We start from the raw sequence: 24,658 nt of genomic DNA, 5'->3' as shown, positions 1-24,658 counted from the left end.
TACTTTAAATCAAATCAAAAAGAAAGGATATCACAGAAAGTATCACACTTTTTGCTATTACACATATCCTTTCCAATATATGCAAAAGGGGGAGAATATCAATTCGCACATCCTGTGGATAAATACCAGCCTAGCATGGTAAAGATAAAAACGAGCCCGCTCTTTACCTTTTCCTGATCAAACATATCATGCAACAGATCATTGTTGACTGTCAAGGGATGCTTTTTCATAGGATAGAGGAAAAAACTAACAAATTCCTTTGTGGGTGATCAGACAAAACTGTATTTTTAGAGGCATAATATTGATGAATTATTAAATAGAAATGAATTAGATTGCTAACAAACTGATAAAGCACCTTAATAGTCAATTATCTGCCGGACATTAGCGGTTAAAATAAAAAACAAATGAACAGAATATTTGAAATAGAAGAATTAAACGAACTTGAAGTTTTTTTGAAATCTCAAAATGATATTGACAAATTGCGAGATAGTTTATTCGCTGAATTTCTTAAATATGCGGATTACAAAAATGTAGAAGAGTGGAATAATGCAGTTCGGGTTTGCGAGAGTTTGGCAATCATAGGTTGGGGATCTAATGAGGCCCTTGAGGCATTAAGAGGCTCTTTCTTTAATGGAAACCCGATGACTTGCTTTGTCAATAAACACAGAGAGCCTCGTTTCGTCGAAGCCATTTGGTCAAGAAGAATAAACGGATTTACCATGGAAGCAGGAAGGACAAGTTATCATTTCAGCCCGGATGATCCCTTTCAGAGGCAATCCATAGCATGGGAATATAAAACGAAAGAAGATGTACAAGGTATAGAACTTAGAAGTCAACGAAATTGGATTCCTAAAAATCCCATTTGGATTGAACGTACAATTGGTAACTGTTATGAGAACTCTAAGGTTGTTATTGAAAGTATTGAGAATGATTTACAATCAAAATTAAACAAACAAATGCGACCTGAATTGTATGGTCAGGCTGTCAATAAAATTATTCTAAAGTGTTCATTTAGTTATTACGACCATGTTTGCTGTAAATGCAATTACGTTATCGCTGATGAAAAACTGAAATTGAGACAAAAAGAATTATACCCCAAATTACTAACAATGTTTACCAAACAAGAGATTGAAAAGAATGGATATTATCTTCGAAATCGCTTTGAGTTTGGACCATTCAGAACAGATACTGGAAAAGTAAAAGCAGTGATAACCCTTGAAAAAGAATTTAGTGAACTGAATCATTCTGAACAAAAAAAAAGATTAAGCGAATATATCCTATCAGCATTAAGTCATATAACAAACAAACTAAATAAGAAGGTTAAGTATGACTTTGATTTAATGTTGGCTGATTTTAATGTAATATTGACCGAATGGAGTAATGAACAACTACCACTAACGAGCAAATGAGTTGTCTTAACGGTCGGTTAGCCACCGGACATTAGTTGCAATAAAAAATGAAGAAAAATGAAAGGATATAGAATAGCAATGAAGCTGATTAATCAAACCAAGATTTTTAAATTTATAGTTCCCATTATAGTATTCATTCTATTGTATGCTGTCTCAACAATTAGAAACAACAATGTAAGAAAGGATGGCATATATTCTATAGTAACTCTTATTAAATACGGTTCTGCTTATAGAGGACAAAGCGCAAAATATGAATTTATATATAATAAGACTTTATATAAAGGAAGTTTTTTTATATCATTTAACGAGAGTAAAAACACTCCAATCGGAACCCGTTATTTTGTAACATTCTTAGCCAAAGCCCCCAACCGACATCGAATATTAGACACCGTACCATCCTGGTTTACTCTAAAAGCGCCAGATAAAGGATGGAAAACATTACCTACACAAAAACAACTACGAATAATGATGAAAGATAGCTTGATTTAAACGAAACATGGCAATCCGGATTCTGTAAAAGAATTGAATTAAATATGAAAGATAAAAGTTTGGAAAAAAACACATTCTGGATTTATTCTACAAATAAGTTTGTTTGGGCAGGAGTTGCAATATGCAGTATATTCAGTGCATTTATGATCTACTTTTTATGTGTATCCAATTTAAGTGAGAATAAAGTCCTTTTTATTTTCTTGTTGCCCATATCTTTGTCTATCCTGTTAATCTATTGGGCATTACCCAGTAAGATTTTACTTTGTGAGGATAGAATAGAAGAACGAAGCCTGTTCGGGAAAAGAAGCATCCGGGTGGATGAGATTAATTCGTGGGGAGTTGTGCAAATGTATAAACCCTACCGTTGTAAAGAGGGTATTTATTCTTACATACCTGCCAAGTCATTCAAGCCTTCCCGCCAAATAGAGGAGAACATGATTTTCTCGTATAGCCTGTTTTTATCCAATATTCCGCACTATGACGGTAAAAAGAAAGATTCCTTCCAAACAGATAAAACTATTTTTGTCAGTTATCGGAAAGAAGTGTATATTGCATTGGAAAAGCATCTAAAAAAAATAAAACGAACAATGGAGAACAACCAATTCAAAGATTAATTATCTTTGTCCCAACAAGAACTAAACACATTAACAACATGAAAAACAAATATCTACTAAGTCTGCTCGCCGCTTTAGGCTTTTCCGGATGTGGCAATAATAACGAGATCTGGGACGAACCTTGTTATTATGGTCCCGGTCCCGTCTGGACTCCTGACATTATAATAAGCAGTCAAGTACAAAATGAAGAAAAAGAAACTATTAATGGCATTCGCGTAGTATCCAGTTATATGAATCAAGAAGATTCATTAATTACAGATACTGCCTATACCGAGTCACGTGAAATAGAGCATTATACGGTAAGCGGTATAGCAATCAATACATTTAAATTCAAAGAGTATCCTCCCAAAGATACAGAAATGTACCTTGAGTATACAGATGTAGACGGCGAAAAGAATGGTGCATACCAAACAAAAAAGATTAGAATACAAGACCTTGGAAAAGAGGGAAAAGTCACTTTACTTAAAGAGGAGAAAAAAGAAGAAGAATGAAACGTATCATCCCCCTTACTCCCCGCCGATGGCTGGCTTTAGAAATATTTCGCCGGATGAAACACGAAAGAGTGGAAGAACATCCGCTCAGACAGCTTTTTTGGGAATGCACCTTACGATGTAATGTACGTTGCCGCCATTGTGGCAGTGACTGCAAGTCCTCTCCCGCTACTCCGGATATGCCTCTGCAGGATTTTCTAAAAGTACTGGACAGCATAGCAACACATACCAATCCGCACGATGTATTCGTCATTATCTCCGGTGGAGAGCCAACCGTACGTGAAGATTTGGAAACTTGCGGCAAAGAAATATCCCGACGGGGATACCCGTGGGGCATGGTATGCAACGGCCTGTGTCTCACACGCGAACGGCTTCACAACCTGATCCGCAGCGGTATGCGTAGTATATCCATCAGCCTTGACGGACTGAAGGATGTACACAACTGGATGCGACGACATCCCGAAAGTTTCGATTGTGCCGTAAATGCCATACGGGAAATCACAGCTATCCCTGAACTGACATTCGACGTCATTACCTGTGTCACCCGCCGTAGCCTGCCACAGTTGCCGGCTATGAAAGAGTTACTTATCAGTCTCGGAGTCAAACGATGGAGAGTATCTACCATCTTTCCGGTAGGACGAGCCGCCGAAGAACCGGAATTCCGTATGAACGGAGAAGAACTGAAACAAGTACTCGACTTCATCCGTGACACCCGAAAGGAAGGAATTATCCGTGCGAGTTACGGCTGCGAAGGTTTCCTGGGTAACTATGAAGGTGAAGTACGGAATACTCCTTTCTTCTGTAGTGCCGGAATATCAGTCGGCTCCGTTTTGATTGACGGTTCTATCAGTGCCTGTAGCAGCATCCGCTCCAACTACCATCAAGGAAATATCTATCAGGATGATTTTTGGGAAATATGGCAAACGAAATTCCAGCCTTATCGCGACCGTTCATGGATGAAAAAAGACGAGTGCGCCCGATGCAAATACTTCCGTTATTGTCAAGGCAATGGTATGCATTTGAGAGATAATGAAGGAAAACTACTGGTATGTCATCTGAACAGGTTGACAGGAAACTCTGCAAATGTTCCGGAATAAAAGATTCAGACCCACTATATATTGCTAGTAACCCGCCCAAGAATACCCATTTCAGGTGATTGCAGGAAATCGTCAAAGCCCCTATCTTTGCAATATCAGAATTGAATTAATTAGTCATAATTAAAAATTACGTAGCCACATTGAAAACATTGGAATCGGCCGAAGTGATTCTCCCGCATTCTCACATTTGGTTGTTAGTTTAAAAAAACCATATAATGTATTCAATATTACAGAATAAGTGTAAATAGCATAAATTCTAGTAAACAAAAGGCCCGGCTTGTGAAAGCCGGACCTTTTCGTTTTATCTCTGATGAGCCGTTTTTATAGTTTCCATCCCGATGTCTGTTCCTGTATATTCCAAAGTTTGGCGTACAGCCCCGGCCGGCTCAAAAGTTCATCATGAGTGCCTTGTTCCGCAATTCGTCCTTCTTCCAGCACAATAATCCGGTCGGCATTTCGGATCGTTTTGAGGCGGTGAGCGATAACGATTACCGTCCGTCCCGCAATCAAGGTATTGATAGCCTGCTGCACTTCTACTTCATTCTCCGGATCGAGAGAGGCAGTAGCCTCATCCAGCAGCACGACCGGAGCTTCTTTCAGCATGGCACGGGCAATGGAGATCCGTTGTTTTTCTCCTCCCGAAAGAGTGCAGCCACCTTCTCCTACCATCGTATCGTATCCTTTGGGCAGACGCATGATGAATTCGTGACAACAAGCCTTTTTCGCTGCCGCTACGATCTCTTCATCCGTAGCATCTGTCCTGCCGAAACGGATATTATTCTTCAGCGTATCCTGAAACAGATAGACATCCTGAAAAACCATGGAACAATGTTTCATTAATGACTCCGGCTCCAGTTCTTTCATATCCATTCCGTTAAAACGAACCGAGCCTTTACGCGGATCATAGAAGCGTGCGCAAAGTTTCAGCATCGTACTCTTTCCGCTTCCGGAAGGACCGACCAAAGCAGTGAGCGTCCCTTTTCTAAGAGTCACGGAAATATCATGCAGTATTTCCTTTTCCTGATAACCGAAAGATACATGATCAAAAGTAATATCTCCGCTTTCGGGCACATCACGATCTCCCTTCATTTCCGGTTCGTTCATCAACGTAAGGATACGTCCTCCTGCGATGGAGAAGTAGCGAAACTCGGCAAAGTTAGTCAAGGCAGATGTCAGCGGATCGAAAACACGGGAACCGACCACCAGAAACATGACAAACGTGAGCAGTGAAAGTTCGCCTCCTATCAACAGGTACGTACCGCAAAGTATCATGAATGTCAATCCGGCACGAATCAATGTGACCGAGAATAAGATAAATGGACCGAGAAGCGCCTCCTGCCGGATACAGGCACGACGGAGATCACTAAAAGCCATTTTCAGGCGTTCGAACTTGCCTCCCAGCAAATTATATGCTTTCATCACCCGTATGCCTTGCAGATATTCTTCCAAGCGGTTTCCGGCATTAATCTTGGCTTCAATCTGTCGCACACTCAGCTTACGCTGGGCGATATTGCTAAGCAACAGGACAGCAACCGCAAGCGGTAAAGCTACGAACATGGCCACCGCCATGCGCCAGTCAATCCAAAGCAAGCCAAGGAAGGCAAAAACCGGCATTACCAACGCTCCCATCAATTGGGGCAAGTGATGGGATATTCCCGTTTCCGCCATGGTAAAGTCAGTGATCAGCATGGAAGAAAGATCCCCCGGATCTCTGCGGGACAGGAATCCCAAGGATAATTTACGCAGATGCTCGGCTAAATTAATACGCCCTTCGGCACTCATCTCATAAGCACCGCGAAAGTTGGCACGATAGGCGGCGCGTTCGGCAAAAGCCATCACCACCATATACACGACCAATATAGCAAAAATCATCCAAAGACGATTCGTATCCAGCGGTGTACCACTACCGTCAAACGTACGGAAAATCACATTTATGGCTTCGATAGAAAGACAGAACGGAACGATATTCACCAGATTGGCAAGCATCGTGTAACCGACAGGTTTACGCAGACGTTCGGTATGTCCTACCGTAATATTCTTGATTGCATTCATTTTGTTTCCTCCTTTTTGATAGTTAATTGCCAACGGAATGCGCTGGTATAGGCATCCCACATTCTTTTATATACACCGTCCGTTTTGCTCAGCACTTCGTGACGTCCGCTTTGTACGAGCTTGCCTTCTTTCAGGACAAGTATCTGTTCGGCTGAAATGATGGACGAAAGTCTGTGAGCAATAATGATGACCGTTTTATTTTTGATAAGTTGCTGAATGGCTTGCTGCATCTTATATTCGTTCTCCGGATCGGCAAAAGCAGTCGCCTCGTCAAGCACCAGAATCGGAGCATTTTTAAGAATGGCTCTTGCCACACAAACCCGTTGGGACTCACCGCCGGACAAATACACTCCTTTGTCACCGATCCGCGTATGATAGCCGTCCGGCAGACTCTCTATAAAATCGTGACATTGAGCCGCACGGGCAGCTTCGATCACCTGTTCACGGGTAGCAGACGTATTACCGACCCGAATATTCTCATAGAGCGTATCAAAGAAGAGAAAGCTGTCCTGAAAAACAAAGGAAACGAGATTCATCAAATCCTCGGTCGCTATCTCTTTTATATTAATTCCGCCAATGCAGATCTCCCCTTCACTGACATCCCAAAAGCGCGGAATCAGGTTGGCTACCGTAGACTTTCCGGAACCTGACGGACCGACCAGCGCAGTAATCGCTCCCTGTGGCGCAGTAAAAGAGATGTCTTTCAGCGCTTCGGTACGGGTAGTCTCCGCCTTGTTTTCGTAGGCAAACGATACGTGACGAAACTCGATATCATAGGAAGCGGGCAAATGCGAAACCGCAGTTTCGGGAAGTACCTGTTCATCAAATATGCGGTCGATTCGTTTCACTCCCTCGTCAATCTCGTTCGTACTTGAACCGAGATACATCAGTTTATAGATAGGAGAAACCACGCCGGGCCCCATAATAATAAAGAAGAGATAAACTGCCGCCAGACCAATATTCTGCGTCTCTCTGCTCAGAAGCAACAGACCTACGGGCAAAATGAAGGTTATCAGCGAATTCAGCAATACAGTAAAAGCAATCATACCGGGCTGGTAGGTGTCGCAGACTCTTAAAGCATAACTCTTATAGGCCTCTATCTCACTATTAAACTGGCGGAACGAGCGCACACTCTGACCAAATATCTTCACCACGGGCATTCCTCTCACATACTGGACAGCTGAAGCACTCATACGCTCCTGCGTATCATAATAGATTTTCGTAAACTCTTTGGCTTTTTTCCCAAAGAAGTTCATAAACTGCAAACCGATACTACAAACGATGCAGACCACACAAATAGCCGCCATCCACCCGTTCAGGGAGAAGAAGATGATAAACATCAGCACAATGGTTGCCAGCACATTGACCAGATCGGGAATGGTATGCGCCACAAAATTCTCTATCTTCTCCACATTCTGTTCCATAGTCTTCTTGATCGCTCCGGTGGAAGTACCGTTCAGGTATCCCAGCGAAAGGCGTCCGATATGCCCGGACAGACGAATGCGCAACCCGTAGAGAATACGGAACGCCGCCACATGCGATGCCATCAATGCTCCATACAGTAAAAGCAGTCCTGCCACCAGACCGACAAATGCCACCCATCCCCAGTGTATAAGCACACTGCTATCCAACTCGCTTATCTTGCTGCCATGCAACAAAAGCTCTTTCAGCACTTCATATACCGACCAATAAGGCACCAGCATACACAAGGCACTGATCGCCGAAAGTACCCCGGCAAGCATCAGTAAGCCTTTCTTCTCACCTGCTATCTCAAACAAGCGACTCACACCACTTTTCTTTCTCTGTTTTTCTTTCAACCTTTTCATTTATATATATCTGATTTTTAAAAAAGAACATTCCTCTGAATCGTTCAAAAAAAGAAGGAGCTCATACATTCATGAGCTCCTTCCAACCTGCCGTTTCAAAGGCTATATATTCTGCTATAAATTTCTGCATTTCTTCTTTCTTCACGTGGTGCAGCACCAGTTCTTCGAGCAAGGCAAACAGCCATACCGTATTGAGATGAATAAAGAAATCGGTGATACCTATATTCAGGTGCGGGTACTTCTGCTTCATCCCCTGAAAAAAGACAAAGATAGTACGTGTCATCGCATCGGTATACTCCGAACGGAAGTTTTCCAGGGATGATCCCTGTGCCTGGAAAAGTAACATACGCAACCGGGCACGGTGTTCGGAAACCAAATCGATATATTCCTGCACGGATTCCTGCTGATAGTCCGAATTCGTAAAAACCTCTATGGACATCTGATTGGCATCATGACTATATATCTTGGCATACAAATCATTCAGCACAGGTTTCAGAATCGTGCGGAATATCTCATCCTTATTGGTGAAATAATGATAGATGTTGCTGACTGTAATCCCTGTTCGGGAAGCAATTTCGCGCATGGAAGCATCCTTATATCCTTTTTCGGAGAATACTTCTTCGGCTATGTGGAGGATTTTTTCCTGTATGTCTTCTTTCAAATATTGCATAGTGGCGTTTTATTCACTCTGCAAAGTTGAGAAGAACTTTTGATTTGGGAAATACCCATTTATAGGGATATTTCAACAAGAATTACCTCATCTATATTAATACCTAATAAAAAATCTTCAGGAGATCTGTTTATTCATGTTTCAGCCATTCTTTAGGAAGCACTTCTTTCTCACCCTTTTCATTGACTAATTCCATCTGCAAAACTCCGCCATTGCAATCGAAGTAGCGTACTTCTATCGGGTGCAGTCCGGCTTTCAAGGCCTTCTGTACTATAATCTCTACCGGTGAGTGTGCTCCGTCATTATCTCCCAGTAATTCGCCGTCCAGTTTCAGCGTACTGCCGTCGTCCGAAAGAAGAGCAAATGTATAGATGCCATCGGCAGGTACTTCCAGGTAACCCGTGATTATCAGGCCGATATCTCCTTTCACCTCTTCGGGGATAGAAACGGATTCTACGACATACTCACCATTCACGGGAGCCGCATCGATATCCGCACAAAGATTACCACGGAATTTATGCCATACGGCTTTCAGTCCGGAATTCAAAGAAGCCGGAGCAGCAGTTGCCTCCGCATAAGGAGCTTTGACGTATCGGGTACGTGCTACATCCGATGGAGTACCGTCGGGACGGAAAGTGCGGAAAGTAAAATCTGTCGTTTCCGTCACTTTCAGATTTCCTTCATAAAGAGTGGATTGCTTAGTCGGCATACTTCCGTCAGTAGTATAACGGACTTCAATGCCCGGCAACGGACAAGTCAGATCAACCGAAGCCTCATCAAGGAAAGCATTCACTTTGTAGAATCCTTCCAGATCGGGTACCCGGTAGTTCAATCCAAGGATATCCATCCGCTTGAAATGCGGAACAAGCTGACGATAGAACTCTTTCAGATCCGGTTTCGCCTCCGGCTGCACCCAGGCTATTTCACTCAACGCCACCATACGGGGAAGTATCAGATATTCGATACGTTTCATAGACGGAATCCATTCTGCCCAGAGATTAGCCTGCACGCCCCAGAAACATTCTTTCTGTTCGGGTGACAAGCGGTCGTCTGCATACGGATCGTATGCCAATATCTTCTTCACGGAGTTTTTATCCTGCGCATAATCAAAATAGAAATATTCATTCGGGCAGGCAATCACTCTTTGTCCTTGCGAAGTGGCCATAGGCACTGCCTCTTTCGACCAACTTCTCCACCAGGTAATAGCAGCATCCGAAGTCAGTCCGTCGGCAACAACTTCATCCCAGCCTATCAACTTCTTTCCATTGGCAAGGAAGAATTTCTCCATATCACGCACAAACCATGCCTGCAAATCTTCTACCGATTTAAGTCCTTCCGTGCGGATTCGCTTCTGGCAACGGGGGCACTTTTTCCAGTTATTTTTCTCGACTTCGTCACCCCCCATGTGTACATATTCATAAGGAAAGAGATCGAAAATCTCTTTAAAGACATCCTGACAGAATTCCAGCGTCGTATCCTTTCCCGGACAAATAGGAGAAGAGAATGTTTCTCCCCAGCCGATCAGTCCGTCACAAGCGAGATCCGGGTATTGGGTGATAGCAGCCAGGAAATGTCCCGGCATATCTATTTCCGGAATCACATCAATACCTCTCTGTGCAGCATAATCTACAATTTCTTTAATATCTTCGTGCGTATAGTAACCACCATACAGAGTATCTCCTTCTACAATCCGTATTTTGTTTTCCGGAATCAGGAAGTCGGTATTGTCCTCTTCTACCGCACGCTCCATACAACCACGGTCGTGCTTGTTAAATTTACGCCACGCTCCTTTTTCCGTCAGCAACGGATATTTCTCGATTTCGATCCGCCATCCCTGATCATCCGTCAGATGCCAGTGGAACTTATTCAGTTTATATAAGGACATCAGATCCAGCACATGTTTCACTTCATCTTTATTCCAGAAGTGACGGGAAGCATCCAGCATAAAACCACGCCATTCAAAGCGCGGCGAGTCCTCTATTTGCACGGCAGGAATGGAGAAAGTCTGTTTCGTTCCCTGCACTTCTATTCCGGCAGGCAGCAGTTGGTGGAGGCTGGCAATGGCGGAAACGATACCCGAATAATCTCCGGCTTCAACCTGAACAGACTTGGGGGTAGCCTGAAGTTTGTAAGAGCCGGGCTTTCCATTATCCTGCCCTAGCTGGAGATAGATATCCGCCTTATCGGCTTCGGTCACCTCTACAGAAGTAGACACCACATTCCGAAGAATATCCTGCAAATATCCGGCAGCCGGAAATAAGGACTGATCGGAAACGCCGATTTTCATTCCATCCTTTAAGACGAAAGCACCCGACTGTTCCGTCAGACTAACGGGGGTAGGTAAAATTGCAATCTCCTGCTTCACCGTAGGCGTGCAAGAGGACAAAATACATGCTGATGCAATCAGTAGAGAAGTACTTAGTTGTTTGAACATAAGGTTAACTGTTTAATAAGTTGATTACTTTGACTTTTATTGACTATCTATATATAATACAACTCAAACAGGCAAACTACTAAAAGGGAAAGAAAAGTTTTTAGTGATTTACTACTAATGATGCTCCATCGCTTCCATCAGACTATAAGGATATTCTTCCATAAAGATTCGGACAATCTCAATAATATTTCTCTATTCCGCCAAATCCGGTTATCATCTTATTCTCTTTCACTTTACAGATAAAGTTGTTTAATCGCTTTTCAAATTCTTCCGGTCGCTTCCTTGCTGCTTCAATGTATGCAATTCGGATACGCTTATATGCGTCGGAAAAATGCCGGTAGTTTCTCCATGCTATTTCATCTTCTTTCAATCTGTCCATTATGTCATTGGGAAAAATAAAAGGGTCAGATAAAACTGTGCGTATTTTATCTTCAAATTCAGGGTGTATCATTTTATTTGCCAATAACCATTTAAGTCTTTCTTTGTTGGCTTGCGAGTATGTACTTTTAGGTTTTCTAGGCGTGAAACGCTGAATTCTATGTTCTTTATCAAGCGGTTTTATCGTACTGTCAATCCATTCGAAACAAAGGGCTTCTTCAACAGCATCGTTGTATGCAATACTTTTTTCACCTGACGATTTAAGAGGAAATACAAACCAAATTTCGTCTTCGGTTTCAAAGTTGTCCATCAGCCACTTTCTCCAGTCTTCCCGATTTTCAAAATACTTTATTTTATTTTCTGTTGCCATAATAGGTCATTCAAACTAATTATTTTACTGCCTTTACATTCGTAATAATGAAGCATTTCGTCCATCTTCTTTTTATCATAATCCGTAATACAATCTGATAAGACTTTGAATCGCTTACTTACAATCGCCAAAAATACTAAAAATCGGTCAGGCAGACATGATTATCGTTGAAATCATCAATGCCAAATCTGTCGCTTATTTATAAAACATCCGGGAAGCAATCGTTTTATCACATTCCCGGATGCATAAAATGTTCTGAAAATAACAGACCGGTATCGTATCAATAACTAATCTTCACTCCGGCAAAGAAACTTCTCGGAAGCGAAGGACCGTAGATATAGTTGGAATCCCGGTTAGCTCCTCTGTCGAAGTCTTTCTGATATGCTTCAAAGATATTCTGAACACCTCCGCTAAGTTGTAAGTCTACCGTTTTATAGAGTTTGAAGTCATACGCTATCTTCACTCCCATATCGAAGAACCGGGGTGTACGGATGGCTTCCGCCTTTCGCTCGGGCATATCGCCCATTGCTACGTTTTCTGCGCTGATGTCCATACGCTGCACAAGCATACTGCCGGTATATGTACCCGAGAGAGCAATGGACAACGGTTTGACGGGAGTATAAGTAGCCGTAAAATAACCGTAGATATCGGGAGTACGGAAGATTTTTCTTTCTGCCGGCGCATCATCGTGCCATTTATGCGGTTCATCGTATCGGCTGCGCTGCAATGTCAGTCCTGCCTGTATTTGAAGCAAAGAAAGATAAGCAATCTTTCCTTCCAGAGTCAATCCCATTACTTTGGCTCCCGGACCATTGCTGCGTATTTTCACCAGCACACCGTCACCACGGTCAAAAGGCCCTCCTAACACGAACACATCAGTCAGCCTCGTATAAAATCCTTCTACTAACAGATTAGTCTGAAAAGCACCAAAGCGGTGATACATATCTGCGGATGCACTGAAGCTCTGCGATTTTTCCTCTTTCAAGTCCTTTGCACGCTCGATCATCGCCACTGTTCCACCTACATTTTCGATATGCATATCTTCGTCAAATGCCTGTGGGGCGCGGAAGCCGGAAGAATAGCTCAAACGCAGATTGATATTATCCGTAGGATTGAAACGCAGGTTGGCACGCGGGCTGAAAATAACATCATCCACCATATTGTGCTTATCCAGACGCCCGCCAATCAAAATTCCCCAATGTTTGTTTTTCCATTCGTTCTGTAGAAAAGCACTGTAAACCTTGACCGTCTGGTCCGTATGGCGGTCGTATCCCCACATATTATCTTTCAGCCGGTCACGGTTATATTCGAGTCCCGCTGTCAGGTCGGAAGGCATGAAAAGACATTTGTCGAATGTGTGCACATATTGCACACCGCCCATAGCGGTGAGGTCGGTCGTCTTTCCGTATGCTTTCAGAGGATCGTTGCCGGGACCATAATAACTGTCACGATCCGTATTGGCTGCCGAGGCAAAAACACTTAAACGATTCTTTTCATTCGGTGAGAAATAATCGTATTTCAGACTTCCGCCATCTATGGAGTGTTGTAACTGCTCGGCAATATGGGCTTCGTGAGGAGGACGATCCAGCATATCTCCACCACGGCGGAATTCCTGCATATGATGGTATTCAAACGTTAGTTTGGAGTAAGTACTCGTTTTCAGATAAGAACGGAAACCGACCGTCTGATTCTTCAGTTTCGGAAGTTCCGTAAATCCGTCTCCGTCATAATCATATCCCGACCGATGACGGTTCTGCCCGAAGATATACAATCCGGCACGATGATCGTCCGTTACAAGGGAAGCATTCAGCGAGGTGTTGTTATCGAATGCGGAACTGCCACCAATGGAAGTGATCGTATGCGATAACTGACCGGAATTTCGCAGAGGCTCCTTCGTAATGATATTGATCGTTCCCGCAATGGCCGAAGAGCCGAACAATGCCGATCCACCCCCGCGCATGACTTCTACACGTTCGATCATGCTGGCAGGAATCTGCTCCAGCCCGTATACCCCGGAAAGGGCACTGAACACGGGACGGGAGTCGATGAGTATCTGTGTATAGGGGCCGTCCAGCCCATTGATCCGGACTTGCTGAAACCCACAATTCTGACAGTTAGTCTCTACACGGACACCAGGCTGAAAATTCAAGCCCTGTGATAATGTAGAAGAATTAGTGGTTTCAAACAGTTTCAAATCTACTACATTGACCAGAGTCGGTGCCAGACGTCGGGTCGTTTCACTACGGTTGGCAGAGACGACTACTCCGTCCAGAGCAATCGCATCTTCTTCCAGTTCAAAGTTCTCTTCCAGCGTTTTACCTTTTTTCAAGGTCACACTACGGGTAACCGTCTTATACCCTACCGAGCTGACTTCCATCATAAAGTTTCCTTCCGGCAGATTCTTCAGGAAGTAGTGTCCGGTAGCGTCGGTGACGGTTCCTATAGTGGTTCCCTTTAATGCTATGGTAATATAAGGCAGATGCTCACTTGTCTTTTTATCCAATACATGACCAATTATATTCGCATCAGATTTTTTCAATTCCGGATACTCCGGATGTTCAGCCAATGCAGGCAACAAGGCACAACATAGGCTGACCAGGACTAAAAGATATTTTTTCATTGTCGTTAGTCTTTTAATGTTTTAAATCAAAAATAATAAGGATGGGAAGCAACAGCAGTTTCCAAAGAAGACCTGCCTGCTTCTACGTGATGCAGACTAAACGACAGGAGGCGCTCTGAGAGAAATGGCGCCCGGACAGGGACGACAATACCGCATACGCTGCGGAGAGGCGAGAAAAATACATAAAAGAGACAGGACAGAAGTCACAAACAAAGGTGTCAAACCATTATCTGTCACCAATGTATGGTCCAATATGTGAATCAGCTGAAACTCTACTGTCGTATGGCTATGTTCGCCACCTTTCTTAAAGGGATGTGAATGAACAATCGTAACCCCGTTTACCACATGGGAGTGAGTAAACAAAGTAATCCCTGCCATGTACGAAATAAACAGTACAGGCAAAAACCACTTCATTATATTCAGGTATATTTGTTTCATTCGTCAGTTTTTGTGCAGCGAAGATAAGGTTTATCTTCTGCGGCAAAGATAGGGATTGTCCGGTTCCGAAACAATCCCCATTTATAAGGATTTATAAGCTAAAAAGATTATTAAACCATTATTAATAGCTAATTTTCACTCCAGCAAAGAAACTTCTCGGCAGTGAAGGGCCATAAATATAGCCCGAATCACGGTCGGCTCCCTTATCAAAGTCATTCTGATAAGCATTGAAGATATTCTGTATTCCGGCATTCACCTGCAAGTTCATCGACTTATAGAGTTTGAAGTCGTATGCCGCCTTCAGAGCGATATCGAAGAAGTCTTCCGTATTGACCGTAATCGGTTTGTCGAGGAATCCGGGAACAGGTTCGTGAGGTATCAGCATCGAACCCGTATAGGTACCGGAAAGGGCGATAGACAACGGTTTGACCGGAGTATAAGTAGCTGTAAAATAGCCGTAAGTATTCGGGGTACGCATCATCTTCTTTACTGCCGGAGCTTCTTTGTTCCACACGTGCGGTTCGCTGTAATGGCTCTGCTGCAAAGTAGCCCCAGCCTGGATCTGGAATTTATTCAGATAAGCCATCTTTCCTTCCAGTGTCAGTCCCATCACACGTGCTCCGGGAGCATTATAGCGTGTACGTGTCAGAATTCCGTCTTTTACTTCGCCATCAGTCAATGCAAAGACATCCGACAATTTAGTATAGAACCCTTCCACCAAAAAGTTAATCTGGAATGCACCGAAACGGTGGTAAATATCTGCTGAAGCACTTAAGCTCTGTGATCTTTCCTCTTTCAGATCCTTTGCAAGCTCAACCATTGCCACATTTCCACCTACGTTCTCCACATGCAAATCTTCATCAAAAGCCTGCGGTGCACGGAAACCGGAAGAATAGCTCAAACGCAGGTTAATATTTTGGGTAGGATTGAAACGCAGGTTAGCACGCGGGCTGAATATAATATGATCAATCAGGTTATGCTTATCCAGACGACCGCCAAGCAAGAATCCCCAATGATCGTTCTTCCATTCATTTTGCAGGAAAGCGCTACCGATATTTACTTTTTGATCTACCGTGCGGTGATATCCCCACATATTGTCTTCCAGCTTATCCTGGTTGAATTCGATTCCGGCAGTCAGGTCCGAAGGCATAAAAATACATTTTCCGAAGCTGTAGACATATTGTGATCCTGCCATCCAGTTCAGGTCGGTAGTGTTTCCGTAAGCATTCAGATCCTGCCCGCCACCATAATAGCTGTCACGATTGATGTGTTGTGCGGATGCAAACACATTAAAACGGTGCTTCTCGTTTGGTGAGAAATAGTCATATTTCAATCCACCGCCATTGATGGAATGTTCTGTCTGTTCGGCCACATTCGCTTCATGAGGCGGACGGTTCAGTAAGTCTCCTCCCCTGCGGAATTCTTCCATATGATGATATTCGAAAGTCAGTTTTGAATAAGTAGTCGTTTTCAGGAAGGAACGGAAACCGATTGTCTGGCCATGTATTTTCGGTATTTCAGAATATCCGTCTCCATCATGGTCGTATGCCGAACGGTGGCGGTTCTGACCAAAGATATATAAACCGGCACGCTGATCGTCCGTTACAAGAGAGGCATTCAAAGCAGTATTATTATCGAAAGCGTCTCCATCTCCAATACCGGTAATGGTATGAGACAACATTCCTGAATTGCGAATCGGCTCTTTAGTAATAATATTGATTGTACCGGCAATGGCAGACGACCCGAACAAAGCTGAACCGCCTCCACGCATTACTTCCACACGCTCTATCATGCTGGCAGGAATCTGCTCAATGCCATATACACCCGAAAGTGCACTGAAAATCGGACGGGAATCAAGCAAGATTTGTGTATAAGGACCATCCAAACCGTTAATACGTACTTGCTGGAAACCACAATTCTGACAGTTGGATTCTACGCGTACTCCCGGCTGAAAGCTCAATCCCTGTGCCAGAGTAGTGGAGTTGGTCGTTTCAAACATTTTCATATCGACTACATTCACCAAAGTAGGCGCTAAACGACGGGTGGTCTCGTTACGATTGGCGGAAACAACTACGCCGTCCAAGGCAACCGCATCTTCTTCTATTTCAAAATCTTCTTCCAGCGTACGGCCTTTCTTCAGTGTTACATTGCGTCTTACGGTTTTATAACCTACTGAGCTGACTTCAAGCACGAAGTTACCTTCGGGGAGGTTCTTCAAAAAGTAGTGTCCGGTAGCATCGGTCACAGTACCGATCGTTGTACCTTTCAATGCCACAGTAATATAAGGCAGGTGTTCTTTGGTGTTTTTATCAAGGATATGACCTACGATGTTTGCATCCGATTTACGTAAATCCGGATATTCGGGATGCTCATGGAGAGCAGCTTGTCCTTCGAGGGCAGGCAACAATGCACAGCACAAGCAGACAAGCGAAAAGATGTATTTCTTCATTTTTCGTTTGTTATTCGTTTTCGTTAAGTGATGATGTGAACAAACAGATGAGGACTTCCCGCTTTACCATAAAGCAGGATACCATCGGTTCAAATGACGGAAAAACGAATAGCAGGAGGGGCTCTGAGTGCCACCACCCCATGATAGGGAGAATAGTAGTGCGTATGCTGCGTAATACCATGCAACCGCCACAAGAGGAATGGAATAAAAAGAGAGAGAGCAAACACAACAGCCGCACCGTCCGTTGTCAGATGTGACAGGAAATGAACTAATAACAGTTCGACTGTTGAGTGCTTATGTGCCGCCCCTTTCTTGAAAGGATGCGAATGGACGATTGTCACGCCATTGACCACGTGTATGTGAGCAAAGAATGTGATACTTACCAAATACGATACAAACAGTACCGGCAAGAAACAGCGCATGATATTCAATGACAATCGTTTCACCTCATCTTAAATTTTGAGGCGGCAAAGATACAAACTATTATTTTAACAATCAATACCTATATATACTGATTTTCATTAATACACAGCTGAAGATATCACCTGTATAAATAAAATAAGGAATACCATAGCAATCGGATAAACGGTCGCGTATGCCACGCTTGGAATATTACTGTCTACCATCGAATCGGCAGCAGCCAGTCCCGGAGTACTGGTCATACCTCCCGTAATGGTTCCCAGTAGATCAAGTATGTTGATCTTGAATACCAAGCGTCCTACAATTACCGCAACCAGCATCGGTACTACTGTGATAGCTGCACCCACTCCGAACATCAGTAATCCGCTTTCCTGAAAAGTAGCCACAAGGTTCTTTCCGGCAGAGGTTCCGACTTCAGCAAGGAAAAGCAACAGACCTAACTGCCGCAACAGTTGATTGGCGGGGCCGGACATAGACCAAATGATAGGCCCTGTCTTACCAACGGCACTCAAAACCAACGCCACCATCAATACTCCTCCGGTCAATCCAGGTGAAAACGACAGTGTATCGGAGAAAGAAATATTCAACTTACCAAATAAGACCCCCAGCACAATACCCATCGCGATGGGGAAGAAATCAGTATCGGAAAGTTTCTTCGCATTGTTTCCCAGTAGGCGGGCTACTCCTTTGATGCCTTCCTTCTCTCCTACCACCATCAGTTTATCACCAAACTTCAAAGCCAAATCCGGTGACGGAGATAAGTCAATACCGCTTCGACGAACACGGGTCACCGTACAACCGAAGTTTTTCTGTAAATTCAGATCACCCAGTTGCTTATTGATCATATCTTTCTTGGTCAATAGTAAGGACTCGATTTCCTGTGTTTTATCCAAAGGAAGTTCACCTTCTTCACGTTCGCCAATTAATACAGACAGCTGATTCAGTGATTCCTCACTGCCTACTGCCTGAATATAGTCTCCTTCGTGCAATACTGTATGCGCGGTGGGGATGGATATTTCATCTTTATGTTTCAGACGGGAAATAACAGCACCTGTCATTGCCCGTGCATTGATCTGCATCAAGCTACGGTTGAATACGCTTGCATTAGTGACACGGTAGATACAAGTGCCCAACTCCGGAAATTGTCCGCGGCGCTCTATTTCAAGGCGACGGGCTTCCTGATCCAAATTTACACGCATGATTTTGGGAAGCAGCTTCACAAACAAAATCACTCCGATTACACCAAACGGATAAGCGATACCGTAAGCAATGGATGCTAACGGAGAGTGGGTACTATCAATTGCTACCGCCAATCCCGGAGTACTGGTCAAAGCTCCTGCAATCAATCCGACTACACTCGGCGTATCAATATCGAACGCATACTTCAAACCTACTGCCGTGAGGCAGGCAGAACAGATAATAAGCATAGTAATGAGAATCAGCGTCTTTCCTTTACTACGAAAAGAGTCGAAGAATCCGGGACCGGCCTGAATACCGATGGTAAAAATAAAAAGTACCAAACCGAAGTTTCCTAATTCTTTAGGAATAATAACACCAAAGTGTCCAAAAAGAAGAGCAATAAAGATCACCGCTGACACATCAAGCGATAGCCCCTTAATCTTAATTCTTCCTAACATAAATCCCAACGCTACTATCAGAAAGAGCGAGAAATAAGAGGAATGCAATAAGTCAGTAAACATGTTTTTTAAAGGTTAGTTAGTTTAAGGGCGCAAAGGTACGGATTTATTTCAATCCTCACAACATTCTGTGCTACAAGTCACTTCCTCGCCCTCTATCTCTAATGTAGCATGATGGATACCTGCTGCTTCAAGCGCCTCCTTTATACGATGTTTTATTTCCTCCATTTTTGCTATATCATCCACTACAACGTGTGCAGTCAAAGCCGTTTCCGTAGTACTGATGGCCCAAATATGCAGATGATGACAGCTTTCTACCCCCGGCTGTTCCACTATCAGTTGCTGAATCTGCTGAGTATCGATTCCCACCGGAACACCATCCAGCGATAATCGAAGACTGTCATGAAGTAATCCCCAGGTAGAAACAATAATAATCACAGCGATGCCCAGTCCGATAATCGGATCGATGATGCTCCATCCCGTATACATGATAATAATACCGGAAGCAACTACTCCGACAGAGACCAGTGCGTCAGCTGCCATATGCAGGTAGGCTCCTTTTACATTCAGGTCTTTATCCTTATCCTTCATAAAAAGCCAGGCAGTAAGTGCGTTGACCACCACTCCCACTCCGGCAGTCCAGGCAATGGCGGAACCGTCAACTGATACCGGATGAAACAGCTTGTCTATGCTTTCAGCGATAATTATCCCGACAGCAACCAATAATATGACTGCATTTAGTAAAGAAACGAGGATGGTACTTTTCTTATATCCGTAGGTATAACGACTATTCGGGTGTACTTTCTCCAACCGGAAAGCCAACATAGCAAGAATCAGGCTTGCCACATCTCCCAAATTATGTCCGGCATCAGAGAGCAATCCCAGAGAATCGTAATAAAAACCAACTCCGAACTCGACTATAACGAAAGAGATATTCAGAACGATACCTATTATAAAGGCTTTATTAAGAGACGTTACCCGATGATTATGTTCGTGATGATGAGGTTCCATATTCTAAATAGGTTTATATCATATATTTAGGAAACAGTTATCTAAGAAATTAGTTCACTCTTTTCTCAAACATCAAGAATGCAACAAGAGCGGTGACAGGGCTGTGCTCACCAATAAAGTTTTCATCATAACAAAACAATAAAACCAAATAGCTGGTCCACATGATGAGATTCAGTTCCATGAAAGTTACGATAGAGGCACGTGCTCCATAAAAATCATCAATGCATGCTCTAAAGACATAGTAAACAATACAATCAGGAAATAAGTAATCCCTGTCAATACACTTTTCTATTGTAGCCACCTTTCATTCTCTTCTCAATTTCGTATTTTTAATATTTAATTAGTAAATGACTGCAAAAATAAGGACTTATCCTTCCCTATTCAATACCTATATATGATTAAACGCCCATTTTTTTTCATTTCTTTTAGGTATTGTCCCTGCTTATATATCCCCCTAACTTTGCAAACGAAAAATAAATTAATCATTATCTATCAAAATTAAGTATGAAAATATTAAACTTATGGATGGTTGCTCTAATGGCACTATCATTCTCATTCACTTTTGTATCTTGCAGTGACGATAACGACGATACCGACAATACAGAGCAAGCAAAAGCCATTGCCGGCACTTACAAAGGTTATTCTATTGGCGAAAGCAGAATGTTCTCTGATTATCTGATGGGCGACGATGCCAGCGCAACAATTACCGCCAATACAGATGGTACCGTCAATCTGGTTTATAAATCAGGATCCGGAGATTTTATCCTGAATAACCTGACAGTTTCTTCCAAATCATTTAAAGGCGAAGGTGAAGTTGCCCTAGCTATGGAAGGAAGTGAACCTGCCAACTACGAATATACACTGGAAGGTAGTGTCAGCGATGCTAAAGTACTAACCCTGAAAGCCAATGTTCCTGTGCCAATGGGTGGCATCGATATCAATTTCATTCAGGCAGAAACTCCGATTGCTTATTACGTAGCCGCTACTTATAAGTATAATACTAATCTTGCTATCAGCGTTATGGGAAGTTCATATGGTTCTACCGAAGATTGTAAAGCAGTCATTAAACGTGCATCCGAAACGACAGTAGATATCACCCTAAACGGTTTTGGCAATTTGACCGGAGGCGGTAATATGAATTTGGGAGACTTCACGATTAGCGGAGTAAACGTTGAAAAAGCAGATGACGGCTACACACTCAGTTTAGGCGCATTTGAATCTGCAGCCGAATCCGCAAGCGGTACTACTCCAATTACAGGTGAAAGTCTGGAAGGTACAGTTACAGCAAATGGTAAAGCTAATATTACGGTAGCCTTCAAACCAGGAGCCATGCCTATGGCAATCACCGCAGTATTCACCGGAAACGTCAAAAAAACTAGTGCACAATAAATAACTAATAGAAAAAATGAGAAGAAGCAGTAACGCTATTTTCAAAAATATAATGATACTGGGAGCGGCTATGTCGCTCTCAGCTTGTAATGGAATGTTTGAAGGGATTTATGACGATCCCATTGAAGCGGAAATGGAGATTAAAGAAAGTAGCTTTTCACAAATCAATGCTACCGAGTACACTAACTGGGTCTATATCGACCTATCCGAACGTAAAGCAACGACTGTTGAAATCGGAGAGGAACATAAGAGCGAGATACCAGCAAAATGGGACCTTGCCATCCACCGCTACGACATCAAAACCAATGAAGGTGCAGCCTTTCAGACAACTTATACAAGTATTGATGACCTGAAGGCCAGTGGAAAACTTCCCGCCGAAGAAAATTTTGTAAAAGACGAATGGACGACAGATAAAATAGCAATCGATATGTCCGGTATGATGGAAGGAAACATTAAATATACAGAAGACTATCGTAATGATATTTTATCCGGCTGGTTAAACGTAGACACTTCAAGTATGCCTCCTATTTACACCATGTCCAATCAAGTCTATCTGATACAGTTGAAGGATAATACCTATGCGGCCATTCGTTTTACCAACTATACCAATGCCAGAGGCATAAAAGGCTATATCGACTTCGATTTCCTATATCCACTTGATTTCGAAGAAAACAACTAAGAAACCAATTACAAAGAATGAAACCTACATTTATAGCATCAATCTTGATATTCTCCTTTATAGTAACCTGTTCCACATTCGCACAACAATCAACCGAGCACATCAGCGGACGTGTTACTGATACCAATGGTGAACCCCTACCAGGTGCGACCATTTCCATAAAAGGAGAAGAAACAGGAGCCGTCACCAGTGTTGACGGAACCTATACATTACAACTGCCGGGAATCGGTTCATATATCATTACTGCATCTTACATAGGTTATCAAACCGAACAAAAAAGAATAACCACCGAGAAAGGAAAGAAAGTTAACTTCAGCTTATCCGAAGATCAGTTCGACCTCGGAACAGTCGTTGTAACCGGTACCCGTACTCCCAAATTGCTGAAGGACGCTCCCATCATCACCCGGGTTATCACCTCAGACGATATTAAGAAAGTTAATGCCAACAACGTTGCCGACCTGCTGAAAACAGAGTTGCCCGGTATCGAATTTTCCTTCTCTATGGATCAGCAAACCGCTATTAATATGCAAGGCTTCGGCGGTAATTCCGTACTGTTTCTGGTAGATGGCGAACGGCTGGCAGGGGAAACACTGAATAATGTAGACTACGAACGTCTGAATCTCGACAATGTAGAACGCATAGAGATAGTGAAAGGTGCTGCATCTACCCTTTACGGTTCCAGTGCTATCGGAGGAGTAATTAACATCATCACCCGCGAATCGGACGATCCATGGAACTTAAATCTTAATTCACGTTTCTCCGAACACAACGACCAGCGGTGTGGTGGCACTGCAGGATTTAATGCAGGTAAATTCAACAGCCTGACCAACGTGCAGTATAATAATGTAGACACTTATGCCGTAGACAATCCGGGAGATTTCTCTACAGTGTTCGGAAGCCGGGTGTGGAACTTCAAAGAACGTTTAATATACCGTCCGCTGGAAACGCTCAAACTGACGGGAAGAGTCGGCTATTATTTCCGTGAACGCAATAAACCGGGGGATACCCAGGACAGATACCGTGGATTCAGCGGTGGAATGAAAGCTAACTACACCTTCAATATAATGAGTAACCTTGAAGTCGGTTATACTTTCGACCAGTATGATAAGAGTGATTATCAGTCTCTTTATAAAAATGACGTGCGTGATTACAGTAATGTACAGCACAATGTGCATGCACTCTATAATTATACCTTCAACGGAAAGCATACGCTGACTGTCGGCGCCGACTACCTGCGCGATTATCTGATGTCTTACCAATTCACTGATAACGCAGACCACACCATGCATACGGCAGATGCGTTCGGTCAGTTCGACTGGAACCCCACAGAAAGACTGAATGTGATAGCCGGATTACGGTTCGACTACTTCTCCGACTCCAATGTACGCCATCTGTCTCCACATTTGGGAATGATGTATAAGATAGGCAATTGTTCATTAAGAGGATCGTATTCGCAAGGATTCCGCTCTCCTACCCTGAAGGAGATGTATATGGTGTTCAATATGGCAAATATGATGATGATTTATGGTAATCCGGACCTTAAGTCGGAAACAAGCCATAATTTCTCTGTATCTGCCGAATATACCAAGAGTCGTTATAACTTCTCTATTACAGGATATTATAACCTGGTACACAATCGTATCAATACCGTTTACAGCGAAGACCCCAAAGGACAAATCTATACCAATACCGACAAAATGGATATTGCAGGAATTGACGCCAACGTTTCCGCCAAGTATCCTTGCGGACTCGGCTATCGTCTGTCATACACATATATTCATGAGTTCATGCGCGACGGTCAAAAGAAATTCACGGATACACGTCCCCATACGGCAACTGTAAGAATCGACTGGGGCAAGACTCTGAACAAAATAGATTTCAACTACTCACTCAACGGACGTTTGCTGTCAAAAGTTAAAACAAACATCTACAACGATAGTTTCAACAACCCGTCTGCCGGAAGCCAGGCAGTCGAATACCCGGGATATATGATATGGGATCTTACTTTCTCGTTGGGAATTATAAAAGGGATCAATATGAATCTGGCTGTAAACAACCTGTTCGACTATGTGCCGGATTATTATTATTTCAACTCTCCTACCACGACGGGAACCAACCTGACATTAGGACTATCACTGGATATAGACAGGCTCTTCAAAAAATAAACGGCAACAATAGAACTACA

At 43.1% G+C, this 24,658-nt stretch carries 20 protein-coding genes; 8 read left to right on the top strand and 12 right to left on the bottom strand.

Annotated elements, in window-relative coordinates; all coding sequences use genetic code 11:
- Window positions 1-98 precede the first annotated feature (98 nt).
- Window positions 99-230, bottom strand: a complete 132-nt coding sequence (locus BT_RS24820; RefSeq protein ID WP_256365442.1) for a hypothetical protein — start codon at window positions 228-230, stop codon at window positions 99-101.
- 174 nt (window positions 231-404) lie between these two features.
- Between BT_RS24820 and BT_RS02530 the strand changes: the two genes are divergently transcribed.
- The 5 genes from BT_RS02530 to BT_RS02510 are packed head-to-tail and all read left to right on the top strand — an operon-like array spanning window position 405 to window position 4,100.
- On the top strand, window positions 405-1,409 hold the full coding sequence (locus tag BT_RS02530; RefSeq protein ID WP_008765035.1) for a hypothetical protein: 1,005 nt from the start codon (window positions 405-407) through the stop codon (window positions 1,407-1,409).
- A gap of 57 nt (window positions 1,410-1,466) precedes the next feature.
- The gene (locus BT_RS02525; RefSeq protein ID WP_008765034.1) at window positions 1,467-1,898 is read left to right on the top strand and encodes a hypothetical protein; all 432 of its coding nucleotides are present in this window, start codon (window positions 1,467-1,469) and stop codon (window positions 1,896-1,898) included.
- 44 nt (window positions 1,899-1,942) lie between these two features.
- The gene (locus BT_RS02520) at window positions 1,943-2,512 is read left to right on the top strand and encodes a hypothetical protein (RefSeq protein ID WP_008765033.1); all 570 of its coding nucleotides are present in this window, start codon (window positions 1,943-1,945) and stop codon (window positions 2,510-2,512) included.
- A gap of 38 nt (window positions 2,513-2,550) precedes the next feature.
- Window positions 2,551-3,003: a radical SAM-associated putative lipoprotein gene (locus BT_RS02515; RefSeq protein WP_011107305.1), complete on the top strand. Its 453-nt coding sequence runs from the start codon at window positions 2,551-2,553 to the stop codon at window positions 3,001-3,003.
- Window positions 3,000-4,100 carry a TIGR04133 family radical SAM/SPASM protein gene (locus BT_RS02510; RefSeq protein ID WP_008765031.1) on the top strand — a complete coding sequence of 367 codons (1,101 nt, stop codon included), beginning with the start codon at window positions 3,000-3,002 and terminating at the stop codon, window positions 4,098-4,100. The genes BT_RS02515 and BT_RS02510 overlap by 4 nt, the downstream gene beginning before the upstream one ends.
- A 321-nt stretch (window positions 4,101-4,421) precedes the next feature.
- On the opposite strand, the gene BT_RS02505 is transcribed toward BT_RS02510, so the two are convergent.
- From BT_RS02505 to BT_RS02450, 11 genes are all read right to left on the bottom strand, one after another.
- On the bottom strand, window positions 4,422-6,152 hold the full coding sequence (locus tag BT_RS02505) for an ABC transporter ATP-binding protein (protein ID WP_011107304.1): 1,731 nt from the start codon (window positions 6,150-6,152) through the stop codon (window positions 4,422-4,424).
- Complete coding sequence (locus BT_RS02500; protein WP_011107303.1) at window positions 6,149-7,978, bottom strand: ABC transporter ATP-binding protein; 1,830 nt, start codon at window positions 7,976-7,978, stop codon at window positions 6,149-6,151. Before BT_RS02500 ends, BT_RS02505 begins: the two co-directional genes overlap by 4 nt.
- Window positions 7,979-8,039: 61 nt before the next feature.
- Window positions 8,040-8,648: a TetR/AcrR family transcriptional regulator gene (locus tag BT_RS02495; RefSeq protein ID WP_011107302.1), complete on the bottom strand. Its 609-nt coding sequence runs from the start codon at window positions 8,646-8,648 to the stop codon at window positions 8,040-8,042.
- 130 nt (window positions 8,649-8,778) lie between these two features.
- Complete coding sequence (locus BT_RS02490; RefSeq protein WP_011107301.1) at window positions 8,779-11,082, bottom strand: family 20 glycosylhydrolase; 2,304 nt, start codon at window positions 11,080-11,082, stop codon at window positions 8,779-8,781.
- Window positions 11,083-11,260: 178 nt separating this feature from the next.
- Entirely contained in the window at window positions 11,261-11,830 is a 570-nt protein-coding gene (locus tag BT_RS02485; RefSeq protein WP_008765028.1) for a YdeI/OmpD-associated family protein, read from the bottom strand.
- A gap of 280 nt (window positions 11,831-12,110) precedes the next feature.
- On the bottom strand, window positions 12,111-14,450 hold the full coding sequence (locus BT_RS02475; protein WP_008765027.1) for a TonB-dependent receptor: 2,340 nt from the start codon (window positions 14,448-14,450) through the stop codon (window positions 12,111-12,113).
- Window positions 14,451-14,546: 96 nt separating this feature from the next.
- Window positions 14,547-14,888 (bottom strand): hypothetical protein, encoded by a 342-nt coding sequence (locus BT_RS02470; RefSeq protein ID WP_011107300.1) that lies wholly within the window; start codon window positions 14,886-14,888, stop codon window positions 14,547-14,549.
- A 121-nt stretch (window positions 14,889-15,009) separates the two neighbouring features.
- Window positions 15,010-17,337 carry a TonB-dependent receptor gene (locus tag BT_RS02465; protein ID WP_008765025.1) on the bottom strand — a complete coding sequence of 776 codons (2,328 nt, stop codon included), beginning with the start codon at window positions 17,335-17,337 and terminating at the stop codon, window positions 15,010-15,012.
- Between the two features lie 89 nt (window positions 17,338-17,426).
- Window positions 17,427-17,783, bottom strand: coding sequence for a hypothetical protein (locus tag BT_RS02460; protein WP_008763067.1), 357 nt, complete (start codon window positions 17,781-17,783; stop codon window positions 17,427-17,429).
- Between the two features lie 75 nt (window positions 17,784-17,858).
- Window positions 17,859-19,457 (bottom strand): aspartate:alanine exchanger family transporter, encoded by a 1,599-nt coding sequence (locus tag BT_RS02455; RefSeq protein WP_008765024.1) that lies wholly within the window; start codon window positions 19,455-19,457, stop codon window positions 17,859-17,861.
- A gap of 48 nt (window positions 19,458-19,505) precedes the next feature.
- Window positions 19,506-20,405, bottom strand: a complete 900-nt coding sequence (locus tag BT_RS02450) for a cation diffusion facilitator family transporter (RefSeq protein ID WP_008765023.1) — start codon at window positions 20,403-20,405, stop codon at window positions 19,506-19,508.
- A 504-nt stretch (window positions 20,406-20,909) separates the two neighbouring features.
- Between BT_RS02450 and BT_RS02445 the strand changes: the two genes are divergently transcribed.
- From BT_RS02445 to BT_RS02435, 3 genes are read left to right on the top strand one after another with little or no spacing between them, the layout of a single operon-like run.
- Window positions 20,910-21,794, top strand: coding sequence for a calycin-like domain-containing protein (locus BT_RS02445; RefSeq protein WP_011107298.1), 885 nt, complete (start codon window positions 20,910-20,912; stop codon window positions 21,792-21,794).
- 16 nt (window positions 21,795-21,810) lie between these two features.
- Window positions 21,811-22,473 (top strand): HmuY family protein, encoded by a 663-nt coding sequence (locus BT_RS02440; RefSeq protein ID WP_008765021.1) that lies wholly within the window; start codon window positions 21,811-21,813, stop codon window positions 22,471-22,473.
- 17 nt (window positions 22,474-22,490) lie between these two features.
- A complete protein-coding gene (locus tag BT_RS02435; RefSeq protein ID WP_011107297.1) occupies window positions 22,491-24,638 on the top strand; it encodes a TonB-dependent receptor in 2,148 nt (715 codons plus the stop codon).
- Window positions 24,639-24,658 lie beyond the last annotated feature (20 nt).

Origin of the sequence: Bacteroides thetaiotaomicron VPI-5482, assembly GCF_000011065.1 — a bacterium.
In the GTDB taxonomy this organism is placed as follows: Bacteria; Bacteroidota; Bacteroidia; order Bacteroidales; family Bacteroidaceae; genus Bacteroides; species Bacteroides thetaiotaomicron.
This window is presented reverse-complemented; position numbering and strand designations above follow the sequence as displayed.

What these genes read in the sequence shown, in the direction of transcription:
- BT_RS02510 (WP_008765031.1), top strand. Translation starts at nt 3,000, where the DNA reads ATGAAACGTATCATCCCCCTTACTCCCCGCCGATGGCTGGCTTTAGAA.
- BT_RS02455 (WP_008765024.1), bottom strand. Translation starts at nt 19,457, where the DNA reads ATGTTTACTGACTTATTGCATTCCTCTTATTTCTCGCTCTTTCTGATA.
- BT_RS02450 (WP_008765023.1), bottom strand. Translation starts at nt 20,405, where the DNA reads ATGGAACCTCATCATCACGAACATAATCATCGGGTAACGTCTCTTAAT.
- BT_RS02520 (WP_008765033.1), top strand. Translation starts at nt 1,943, where the DNA reads ATGAAAGATAAAAGTTTGGAAAAAAACACATTCTGGATTTATTCTACA.
- BT_RS02530 (WP_008765035.1), top strand. Translation starts at nt 405, where the DNA reads ATGAACAGAATATTTGAAATAGAAGAATTAAACGAACTTGAAGTTTTT.
- BT_RS02495 (WP_011107302.1), bottom strand. Translation starts at nt 8,648, where the DNA reads ATGCAATATTTGAAAGAAGACATACAGGAAAAAATCCTCCACATAGCC.
- BT_RS02485 (WP_008765028.1), bottom strand. Translation starts at nt 11,830, where the DNA reads ATGGCAACAGAAAATAAAATAAAGTATTTTGAAAATCGGGAAGACTGG.
- BT_RS02490 (WP_011107301.1), bottom strand. Translation starts at nt 11,082, where the DNA reads ATGTTCAAACAACTAAGTACTTCTCTACTGATTGCATCAGCATGTATT.
- BT_RS02475 (WP_008765027.1), bottom strand. Translation starts at nt 14,450, where the DNA reads ATGAAAAAATATCTTTTAGTCCTGGTCAGCCTATGTTGTGCCTTGTTG.
- BT_RS02435 (WP_011107297.1), top strand. Translation starts at nt 22,491, where the DNA reads ATGAAACCTACATTTATAGCATCAATCTTGATATTCTCCTTTATAGTA.
- BT_RS02525 (WP_008765034.1), top strand. Translation starts at nt 1,467, where the DNA reads ATGAAAGGATATAGAATAGCAATGAAGCTGATTAATCAAACCAAGATT.
- BT_RS02440 (WP_008765021.1), top strand. Translation starts at nt 21,811, where the DNA reads ATGAGAAGAAGCAGTAACGCTATTTTCAAAAATATAATGATACTGGGA.
- BT_RS02465 (WP_008765025.1), bottom strand. Translation starts at nt 17,337, where the DNA reads ATGAAGAAATACATCTTTTCGCTTGTCTGCTTGTGCTGTGCATTGTTG.
- BT_RS24820 (WP_256365442.1), bottom strand. Translation starts at nt 230, where the DNA reads ATGAAAAAGCATCCCTTGACAGTCAACAATGATCTGTTGCATGATATG.
- BT_RS02505 (WP_011107304.1), bottom strand. Translation starts at nt 6,152, where the DNA reads ATGAATGCAATCAAGAATATTACGGTAGGACATACCGAACGTCTGCGT.
- BT_RS02470 (WP_011107300.1), bottom strand. Translation starts at nt 14,888, where the DNA reads ATGAAACAAATATACCTGAATATAATGAAGTGGTTTTTGCCTGTACTG.
- BT_RS02515 (WP_011107305.1), top strand. Translation starts at nt 2,551, where the DNA reads ATGAAAAACAAATATCTACTAAGTCTGCTCGCCGCTTTAGGCTTTTCC.
- BT_RS02500 (WP_011107303.1), bottom strand. Translation starts at nt 7,978, where the DNA reads ATGAAAAGGTTGAAAGAAAAACAGAGAAAGAAAAGTGGTGTGAGTCGC.
- BT_RS02445 (WP_011107298.1), top strand. Translation starts at nt 20,910, where the DNA reads ATGAAAATATTAAACTTATGGATGGTTGCTCTAATGGCACTATCATTC.